7 protein-coding genes are annotated in these 10,026 nt (G+C 63.7%); 4 read left to right on the top strand and 3 right to left on the bottom strand.

All coding sequences use genetic code 11. From position 1 onward, the window contains the following. Positions 1-359: 359 nt before the first annotated feature. Both AC1DR1_RS18710 and AC1DR1_RS18705 read right to left on the bottom strand, forming a co-directional pair. Entirely contained in the window at positions 360-1,994 is a 1,635-nt protein-coding gene (locus AC1DR1_RS18710) for a flavin-containing monooxygenase (protein WP_476993066.1), read from the bottom strand. Positions 1,995-2,054: 60 nt separating this feature from the next. Continuing rightward, positions 2,055-2,981 carry an alpha/beta hydrolase gene (locus AC1DR1_RS18705; protein ID WP_476993065.1) on the bottom strand — a complete coding sequence of 309 codons (927 nt, stop codon included), beginning with the start codon at positions 2,979-2,981 and terminating at the stop codon, positions 2,055-2,057. A gap of 530 nt (positions 2,982-3,511) precedes the next feature. Here AC1DR1_RS18705 and AC1DR1_RS18700 point away from each other — a divergent pair. Both AC1DR1_RS18700 and AC1DR1_RS18695 read left to right on the top strand, forming a co-directional pair. Continuing rightward, entirely contained in the window at positions 3,512-4,588 is a 1,077-nt protein-coding gene (locus AC1DR1_RS18700; RefSeq protein ID WP_476967154.1) for an alcohol dehydrogenase, read from the top strand. Positions 4,589-4,594: 6 nt separating this feature from the next. After that, complete coding sequence (locus AC1DR1_RS18695; protein ID WP_229993030.1) at positions 4,595-6,421, top strand: sigma-54-dependent Fis family transcriptional regulator; 1,827 nt, start codon at positions 4,595-4,597, stop codon at positions 6,419-6,421. Positions 6,422-6,425: 4 nt separating this feature from the next. Here AC1DR1_RS18695 and AC1DR1_RS18690 read toward each other — a convergent pair whose 3' ends face one another. Further along, positions 6,426-7,322, bottom strand: coding sequence for a LysR family transcriptional regulator (locus AC1DR1_RS18690; RefSeq protein WP_229993031.1), 897 nt, complete (start codon positions 7,320-7,322; stop codon positions 6,426-6,428). 111 nt (positions 7,323-7,433) lie between these two features. Between AC1DR1_RS18690 and AC1DR1_RS18685 the strand changes: the two genes are divergently transcribed. Further along, the gene (locus AC1DR1_RS18685; protein ID WP_229993032.1) at positions 7,434-8,681 is read left to right on the top strand and encodes a CaiB/BaiF CoA transferase family protein; all 1,248 of its coding nucleotides are present in this window, start codon (positions 7,434-7,436) and stop codon (positions 8,679-8,681) included. After that, positions 8,681-9,880, top strand: a complete 1,200-nt coding sequence (locus AC1DR1_RS18680) for an acyl-CoA dehydrogenase family protein (RefSeq protein ID WP_476967155.1) — start codon at positions 8,681-8,683, stop codon at positions 9,878-9,880. The genes AC1DR1_RS18685 and AC1DR1_RS18680 overlap by 1 nt, the downstream gene beginning before the upstream one ends. Positions 9,881-10,026: the final 146 nt, after the last annotated feature.

Below are 10,026 nucleotides of genomic sequence, written 5' to 3'. Positions count from 1 at the left end.
GATCAGGCCAGCAAGCGCGGCAGCGGACGCGGCGACGGCCTCCACGGCCGCCCTGCTCTCCGCACTCCATGCTGTCCTGCTGTGAGCTGTCCTGCTGTGAGCTGTCCTGCTGTCCATACCCACAGCATCTCAGGACGCACCGACAATAAAGATGACACTGTCTGCAATGCAGCGCGACGCCGGCCCCGGCCAAGGCACCGAGACTGGTTTACGGTCTAGAGGCTGAGGCCGGGTCGCTGAGCTCCCCGTCATGATCCGGCAGATCCGGGAAATGCCTATCGGAGGTAGCGCCCAACGCAGAACGGCGGCCACCACTCCCCCAAGGTGTGGCAGCCGCCGTCGCTAGCGTTTGATTGTGGTTACTCCGACGGAACGAGCACCTTCAGATCGAAGCCTTCGTAGCCCGCGTCGCGGACTTCGGCAAGCTTGTTCCGGTAGTTGCCAAGGCCGCCGAGGTAGAACATGACGGTCTTCTTCTTGCCCGGGATGTTGGCACCGAAGATCCAGGAGTCGGCCTTCGGGAAGAGCGTCATGTCGGCAATCTGCTGGCAGGTGACGGTCCAGGCTTCTTCGGCCTCGGCCGTCGGCTCCACGGACGCCACCTGGCCGGTTTCGGCGTCGTTGATCAGCTGGGAGATCCACTCAACCTGGGCCTCGATGCTCGGCGGCAGGTTGGTGAAGGGGCCGTTGGGGCCCAGGATCATAAACATGTTCGGGAATCCTGCGGTGGTGACACCGAGGTAGCTGGTGGGACCGTCCTTCCAGTGCTCCTGGATGGTCTCACCATTGCGGCCACGGATGTCCATCCGCGTGTAGTTTCCGTCGACGGCGTCGAAGCCGGTGGCAAAGATCAGCACATCGAGCTCGTGCTCCACCCCGTCCGAGGTCCTGATGCCCTTGGGCGTCAGCTCGACGATCGGCGTCTCCTTCACCGATACCAACTCGACGTTGTCCCGGTTGAACGTGGCGTAGTAGCCGCTGTCGCAGAGGGGGCGCTTGGCGTAAAGATCGGTGGGAGTAAGCTTGCGGGCCGTCTCCGGGTCCTTGACGATCTCGGCGATCTTGCCGCGGACAAATGATGCGGCGGCTTCGTTGGCTTCCCGGTCCGTGGCGATGTCGCCGAACGTGTTGAACATGAAGCGGAACCCGCCGCCTTCTTCCCAGGCTTTCTGGAAGACGGCCCGGCGGTCTGTTTCGGAGACGCTCATGGCCGGCACGGTGCTTTCCTCGAATCCGAAGGCGACGCCGGAACCTCGGACCTGCTCCCAGATTTTTCCGTAGTCCTTCTTGACGGAATCGACGTACTCCTGCGTGACAAGGGTATTGCCGACCGGCACACTGTACTGCGGGGAGCGCTGGAAGACAGTGAGGTGTCCCACCTTGGGCGCGATTGCGGTGATGATTTGCAGGCCGGTGGATCCGGTGCCCATGACTCCGACCCGCTTGCCTGTAAGGTCCACTCCTTCGGGCCACGCACCTGAGTGGTAGATCTTGCCCTCAAACGAGTCGATGCCCGGGATCTTGGGAACATTGGTGGCCGAGAGCAGGCCGAGGCCGTTGACAATGTACTTCGCGGTGATGGTTTCGCCGGTGTCGGTGCCGATCACCCATCGGTTAGTCGATTCGTCGTACCGGGCCGAAGTGATTCCGGTATTGAGCTGGATGTCCTTGCGCAGTTCGTACCGGTCCACGACGTGTTCCAGATACTTGAGGATTTCCGGCTGGGTCACATACTTGTGGCTCCAGTTCCATTCGTTCAGCAGTTCGTCGTCGAACGAGTAGCGATACACGAAGCTCTCGGTGTCCGACAGGGCACCCGGGTACCGGTTCCAGTACCAGGTGCCGCCCACGCCACCGGCGCGGTCGAAGGCGCGGACGCTGAGGCCCAGTTCGTTGCGCAACTTGTGCAGCATATAGATGCCGCCAAAGCCTGCGCCAACGACGACGGCGTCGAGTTCAGTGCTGGGGGCAGTGCGCCCCTGCTCTTCAGCCATGATGAAATACTCCTTTGTGTTTCAAGTCTTGTGTTGTGAAGTGGCCGGGCTCAGTACGGTTCAGTACTTGTGCCAGCCGGCGATGCGGGCGAGTTCGGCGTCGGCGACTCCGGAGTTACCGGCCAGGAACGGGTAGACGTGCTGCTGGCCTTCGCCGATGGAGAGGGTCACGTCGACGCCGGCCGCTTCGGCCAGTGCGTTCAGCCGGGTGGCGTTGTCGAGGAGGGATTCGGCCGAGCCTGCGGTCAGGTACAGGCGGGGGAACCCGGTGAAGTCGGCATAGAGAGGGTTGGCCAGAGGGTTCTGCGGGCTCACGGAAGCTCCCAGGACACCGGCAATCATGCCCTCGAGCAGCGGAGCACTAATCAGTGCGTCCGTGGCGTCGTTGGTGACCAACGTTTCGCCCTTGTTCTCCATGTCCAGCCATGGTGAGAAAGCGATGACCTGGCCGGGAAGCGGTTCGCCCTGCTCCTTGAGCGCCAACGCAATGGCGATCGCCAGGTTGCCTCCGGCAGAGTCGCCGACTGTGGTGATGTCTTGCGGGTGGATTCCGCTCTCGACGAGGGCCTTGAACACGGCCACGCCGTCTTCAACCTGGGCCGGGTGCGGGTGCTCGGGTGCACGGCGGTAGTCAAGGACAAACGTGACGACGCCGACTGCCTTGGCAACGTGGCCGGCCAGCTTGCGGTGGCTTGCGGCGGACCCGACCGCGAAGCCGCCGCCATGGGTGTAAAGCAGCACCTTCGTTCGGTCCGCGCCTTCCGGGAATGCCCAGATGCCCGGAACGCCGCCGACGACGTCTTCCTTGTACGTGACCGCTTCGGGTTCCCGGGTGGGCTGGTGCCACTCGTCGAACATGCTGCGGAAAAGCCGCATGGTCAGATCCGGGGTGGTGGCCATGATTTCGGACCAGTCGGCGTACAGGTCACGGAGGGGGTCGGTCGCCTGAACTGTTTCAGTGACGTCTGCGTCGGTTGAGATTGACATCTCATACTCCTTCGTATGGAAAACATCCCGGGAGTGGCCCGGAGGTGAAGTGGATCGGAATCCTGGTGCGATTTGCCGCTAGATATAGCGTGGATCACATCTGTGCCGGCTCAGTGTTCCACTTTGAAACACCGGGCCGGGTCAACGGTTGCAGCCCGTGGAGAGCAGGCGCACTGCGCCCTTGGAAGCCTGGGAAGCCGCTGTACCGGGTGCCCCAATGAGCCCGTAGATGGCTGCTGCCAGTCGGCTGACCGGGTGACGTCATGCGTGATGAAGTGAGCGGAACCTCCGGCGTCCGCTGATCTCCTCGGCCACTGCCTTCCCGGCGGCTTCCCTGACGTCGGTGACAACGACTTTGGCCTCTTCGGCGGCGACTAGCAGCCTCTTCGGTACCGACGAGAAGTGCGTGCGACCTGCCCATGGACTATTGCCGCCTGCGCATAAAAGGGGCCGCGATTTAGTATTGGATACTTATCAGAACCGGTGTCATTCTTGAATCAATACAGTCTGCGCAACGATGCGAGGTCACCATGCACGCTTTTGCCGTTTTCCAAGACAGCCCCGAGATCCAGGACATCGAACTGCCGGACCCCGTGCCGACAGGAACCGAAGTCCTCTTGAGGGTCATCCGTTCCGGCGTGTGCCACACGGACACCCACCTTCGCGAGGGCTCCTACGATCTAGGCAGCCGGGGGGCCCTGAAGCTGGTTGACCGCGGCGTCACCTACCCGCTGGTCATGGGGCACGAAGTCGTCGGCGTCGTCGAGCAGGTCGGGGACAGCGTGCACGGGTCCAAAGCCGGGGACATCAGGCTGGTCTATCCGTGGATCGGCTGCGGCCATTGCCGGGATTGCCTTGCCGGCCGCGACAACGTCTGCGCCAACGGTCGCAACCTCGGAGTCGCGGAGCACGGAGGCTACGCCGAGAAGATCCTGGTCCGCGACGAAAAGTACCTGGTGGATATCGAGGGCCTGGACCTCAGCTGGGCGGCCACGCTGGCCTGCTCCGGGCTGACGGCCTTCAGCGCCGTGAACAAGGTCCTTCCGCTTGGACCCGACGAACCCGTCGTGGTGATCGGCGCCGGCGGAGTGGGGCTCACTGCCATCGCGACCCTCAGCGCGCTGGGCCACAAGGCCATTTGCGCCGTCGACCTTTCCGAACGGAATCTCGAGCTGGCGCGGCAGGTTGGCGCCACGATCACGGTCCAAACCACAGATCAAGGCCTCAGCGCGAAGATCGTCGCGGCCACCGACGGCCCCGTGGCAGCGGTGATTGACTTCGTGAACAACAGCCAGACGGCACCGGTAGCCTTCGACTCCCTGCGCAAGGGCGGCCGGCTGATCCAGGTCGGGCTCTTCGGCGGAGAACTGACGGTACCCACCGCGCTCATGGCCCTCAAGATGCTCACGATCCAGGGCAGCTTCGTGGGGACCCCGGAGGAGCTGAACCAGCTCATCGCCCTGGCCAAGCAGGACGCCATTCCCCACATCCCGATCATCGATGCCGAGCTCTCCGCCGAATCTGTTGGCGAGAGCCTGGACAAGCTGACGCACGGTAGCGTCCCCGGACGCGTTGTGCTGCGTGCGGCAGTCGGAGCCCGGGGCTGACCAGCCATGCAAAATCCCCGGAAGGTGCCCGATGATGCCCTGCGCGTTGCCCGGGAACATCTCATCCGCCGTGGCCTCCGGGATGGGATCCAGCTGACGGAAATCGTCTCCCCTGATATTGAAAACAGCTGGCGCCGCTCTATCGGTGTGGAGGCTTCGGCAAGGCCTGAGGCATTCCTGTTCGTCAACGATTTCGATCCGGACGGAATCCTTATCCGGGCGGCCAAGAGCGTGATGGACCACTGGCTGGAAAGCCTCAACGGTATGGGCATTTCCCTATTCCTCAGTGACCAGTCCGGTCAGATAATTGCCCGCAGGCTCGGTGACAGGGCGCACGGCAACCGGTTCGACGAGGCATTTGCCGCCGAAGGATTCAGTTTCTCGGAACGCTCTGTCGGCACGAATGGGCTGGGTACCCCCATCGAAGGGCGCCAAGCCGTGTTTGTCCGCGGAGCCGAGCATTTCAACGAGGCACTGGCACCCCTGTCGTGTTCCGGGGCACCGATCCTGCACCCCGTCACACGCCGGGTGATCGGGTCCATTTCCTTCGCCTGCGATACCGGTTTGGACAACCCGCTCATGCTGGCCATGGCCCGGGAGGCCGGCAGCCAGATCGAACGTCGATTGCTCGATCTCGGCAGCGCAACGGGACTCGCCCTGGGGATGTCGCAACTGCGTCTGAGCTCCTCCACGGCCCCGGTCATCATGCTCGACGCCCAGGCAGTCATGACCAACGTCTCCGGCCTGGCCGTTATGAGCAGCGAACTGCACACCACCTTGTGGGAACAATTGCGTGGCCTTGAGTGGACCGGCGCCAAACAAACCATCGAAATTCCGTCCCTGAACGTGGATGCCACGGTCCAGCGAATTGACGATTCCGGCGGGAGTTCGGCCTTCGCCCTGGAGCTCTCCCGCATTCCGGACGCCGCCAGTAATCCGCGGAAGGCCGAGCCAGAAGGGTCCGGCGGCAATTCCTCGGGCGTGGGAGCAGCGTTTCCACACGTCATGCGCAATGCCTTTGACCGGGCAGGTCAGGGGCCCGGGGCGATTGCCGTCTGCGGGCAGGGCGGCTCCGGCAAGCTCCACCACACACTCGCCTGGCTCAATGGGCAGGACTCCGGTCCGAACCCGCTCATCCTCGATGCCTGCCTGCTTCCCGGGGAAAAGGACGCCACCTGGTTCTCTGACTGCCGCGAGGCCATCGCAGTAGGCCGAAGCGTTGTCCTGCGGCACCTTGAGGATCTTCCCCGGAGCGAGCTGAACAGGCTCAAGGCCCTGGATGCGGCGGTGCGCCAGCGGCCGGATGGGCCGCCGACAGCCACTGCCGCTCCTTCTCCGGCCCGCCTGGTTCTTACTATGAATCCCGAGGCGTGCCCGGACTTCGTCTCGGACGTGGTGTCCCAAATCGCTGCGCGTGTGGATGTGCCGTCCCTATCCGCGACCAAGGAACGCATCCCCGTGCTGGCAGCACATTTCCTGGACGCGGCCGCACCTGCAGACAGGTCCACACTCTCCGCAGTGGCACTGCAGGGACTCATGCGCTGGCGGTGGCCTGGGAATGTTGCCGAACTGCGAGCCACCCTCGAGTCGCTGTCGCGAGCACATCCCGGACGCGTACTGCAAGCCAATGACCTCCCTGAACATCTCAGGAACACGGGCAGGCGCAAGCTCTCCAAACTCGAATCCCTTGAGCGCGACGCGATCGTAGCCGCACTCGAACACAGCGGGGGGAACCGCTCGGTCGCCGCGGAATCCTTAGGCATGGGCCGAACCACGCTTTACCGGAAACTCCGCGTTCTGGGGATCGAGACACCCGAGTCCATGGCGACCTGACGTGTCATCCGGCGCGGGGCAGGATCCTCTCAGCCAACTCCAGGACCGCCCGCAAGGCAGGGCTGGAGTTATCCCGGCGCCAGGCCATACGCAGCTCCACCGGAATCGTCTTGTCCACAAGCTTCACGAAACGCACATGGGAATCCGTCACCGATTCAGCCACGGAGGACAGCGTGAGCGTGCAGCCCACCTCCGCCGCTACCAGTGAGAGTGCCGTCCAGGAATCCGGGACTATCTGAACGATGTCGAGCTCGAACCCGGCGGCGTGCGTAAGCCGGCGGAGCCGGTCGTTCAACACGGCCCCTGCATGCGGCGGCAGCGAAACAAAGGTGTCGCCTTGGAAGTCAGCCATCCGGGCCTCGGCGGCATCGGCCAGGCGGTGGCTTGCCGGTACGGCGACGACGAGGTCCTCCGCCGCAAGCAGCCGCGTTTCGATACCGGCAGCAATGTAGTCCCAGCGTCCGAGGGCGATGTCCATGTCGCCACTGAGGACACGGTCCATGGCGGGCTGCGCAAAATTCTGGCTGAAGAGCTCGATCTGGATACCCGGGTGGTCGCGCCGGACCTCCCGGGCGAGCCGGCCCACGAGGGTGTGGGTAGAGGCGCCGGCATAGGCAACCCGGACGCGCCCGACTTCTCCCTTGTCCGCGGCACGGACCGCGATGCTCGCCCGGCGCGTGGCATCGATGATCTCCGTTGCCGGTCCGATGAACGCTTCTCCGGCGCCCGTGAGCTTGACGCTGCGGGTGCTTCGGTCGAACAGGCGGGTTCCCAGCTCACGTTCCAGCTGCTGGATACTGCGGCTGACCGGAGGTTGCGCCATGTGCAGTTTTTCTGCGGCACGGCCGAAGTGCAGCTCTTCTGCCACCGCCAGGAAGGCGCGGATCTGTTGGATTTCCATGCAAGTGATTATTGCACCTGACGCAACAAAAGGGCCATTAATAAGTATTGGACGGATAGCAATGCCGTCCGTCATGGTGGATGGAGAGAACACTATGCGAGGAGCCCATTGATGGACAGCCAACACTCCGCCACCTCTGAGACGTCGGCATTCGGCCGCAGTTCAGATGGTCCGCTCAGCGGCATCCTGATCGCAGATTTCGGCAGGGTGCTGGCCGGGCCGTACTGCACCATGCTGCTGGCCGATCTCGGCGCCACCGTCATCAAGATTGAGAGCCCGGCCGGTGACGAGACCCGGGCATGGCGCCCGCCCACCCGCGGAAATGACTCGACGTACTTCCTCTCGATCAACCGCAACAAGACCTCGATCAAGCTCGACCTTCGCGATCCGGACGACCGCAGGACGGCCCAGCGCATCGCGGAACGGGCCGACGTCGTGGTCGAAAACTTCAAGCCAGGTGACCTGGTGCGCTACGGGCTGGACTACGACACCGTCGCCGCGACCAATAAGGACGTTGTCTACGCCTCGATCACGGGCTTCGGGACCGCCGGCGGCGCACAGCTCCCCGGCTACGACCTGCTGATCCAGGCGCTGTCCGGACTGATGGACCTCACCGGGGCGCCGGACACCGAGCCCTTCCGATCCGGAGTTGCGGTGTTCGACGTCATCACCGGCCTTCATGCCTGCATCGGCATCCTCGCTGCCCTGCGGCACCGGGACCGCATCGGGGAAGGCCAGCTGGTGGAAATGAACCTGATGTCCTCCGCGCTCTCCGGCATGGTGAACCAGACAGCGGCAGTGGTGCTGGGTGGAACCGCTCCGGCCAGGCTGGGCAACGAACACCCAAGCATCTACCCGTACGAACCTTTCGACACCGGCGACGGGAAGCTTGTCATTGCGATCGGCAACGACTCCCAGTACCGCACCTTCTGTGCCACCATCGGCCGGCCGGAGCTGGCCGTGGATCCGCGTTTCGAGAAGGCGCCGCTGCGCAGCGCCAACCGAACGGAACTGCGGCCGCTCCTGGTGGAGTGCCTCTCCACCCGGACCGCCTCCGAGTGGTTCGACATCCTCACCGAAGCGAAACTGCCCTGCGCACCGATCCAGGATCTGAAGGCCGGGATCGAGTTCGCCGAGCGGATCGGCCTTGAGCCCGTTGTGACGGTGGGCCACGGAGAGAATGCGCAGCCCGGCGTGCGCAACCCCATCCGGCTGTCCAAGACCCCGGTGAGCTACGACCTCACACCGCCCGACCTGGACAGCGGCGCGGAGCTGGTGCGGACCTGGCTCGGCGCGGACGAACACGTTTTGGCCGGCGCCATTGCCGGCACTCCCACACGATCCCCACAGGAGCACTGATGACCACCGCAACGGACCTGTCCGTCAATTCCGATTTCTATGTCTTGGACGACTACCTCAACGACACAGACCGTGCCCTGATCGCCCGGGTCCGTTCCTTTGTCGAGCAGGACGTCACCCCCATCATCAACGAATACTGGGAGAAAGCGGACTTCCCGTATCAGCTGGTACCAAAGTTCGCGGAGCTGGGCATCATCGGCACCGCCATCCAGGGCTACGGCTGCCCGGGCCTCACCCGGCTGCAGACCGGCCTCGTCGCGATGGAACTCTCCCGCGGGGACGGGAGCATCAACACCTTCAACGCGGTCCATTCAGGCCTGGCGATGGGCAGCATCAACCTGCTCGGCAGCGACGAGCAGAAACAGCGCTGGCTGCCGCCCATGGCCAAACTGGAAAAGCTGGGCGCATTCGCGCTGACGGAACCGGCGCACGGCTCGGACTCTGTGGCGCTGGAAACCTCAGCGCGGCTGGACGGCGACCATTACGTCATCAACGGATCCAAACGCTGGATCGGGCTGGGCCATGTTGCGGACCTCGTCATCATCTGGGCCCGGGACACCGCGGACCAGAAGGTGAAGGCGTTCGTCCTGGAAAAGAACGACGACGGCACCTACCCCGCCGGCTACCACGCCGAGGCCATCACGGGAAAGATGGCGAAGCGGGCCATCCAGCAGGCACAGATCGAGATCGAGGGCCTGCGGATCCCTGCGGAAAACCTGCTGGCCAAGTCGAAGTCCTTCCGCGACGTCGGAGCGGTGCTCAACACCACCCGCAGCACCGTGGCCTGGGAATCGCTCGGCCATGCCACTGCCGCCTACGAGATGGCGGTCAAATACGCCCGGGAACGCGTCCAGTTCGGTCACCCGATTGCCAGCTACCAGCTGGTGCAGAACAAACTCGCCAACATGCTCGCGGACCTCACAGCCATGCAGCTGATCTGCTTCCGCACGGCGGCGCTTCAGGACGAGGGCCGGCTCAGCAACGAGCAGGCTTCCCTGGCCAAGATGTTCACCGGGGACAAGGCACGAACGCTCTGCCGGGATGCCCGGGACATGTTCGGCGGGAATGGAATCCTGCTGGAAAACCATGTGGCCCGCCACCTGACCGACATGGAAGTGGTCCATACCTACGAAGGTACCGACTCCATCCAGTCACTGATCCTGGGGCGGGAAATCACAGGCGTCTCGGCCTTCTCCTGATCTGTTTCGTTTTCTCTAGAACAAAGCACGGCCATCCGCACTGGATGGCCGTGCTTTGTCGTTAAGGGCTCACGGGTTGTAAGCAGGCCTGGATGCCGCCGGTGTTTCAAAGTGGAACACCTGTGAGCTACACCACACTTCTATGG

Source organism: Arthrobacter sp. P4_F10 (assembly GCF_056401435.1).
The sequence above is the reverse complement of the archived record's forward strand: the minus strand, read 5'-3'. Positions and strand labels throughout refer to the sequence as shown.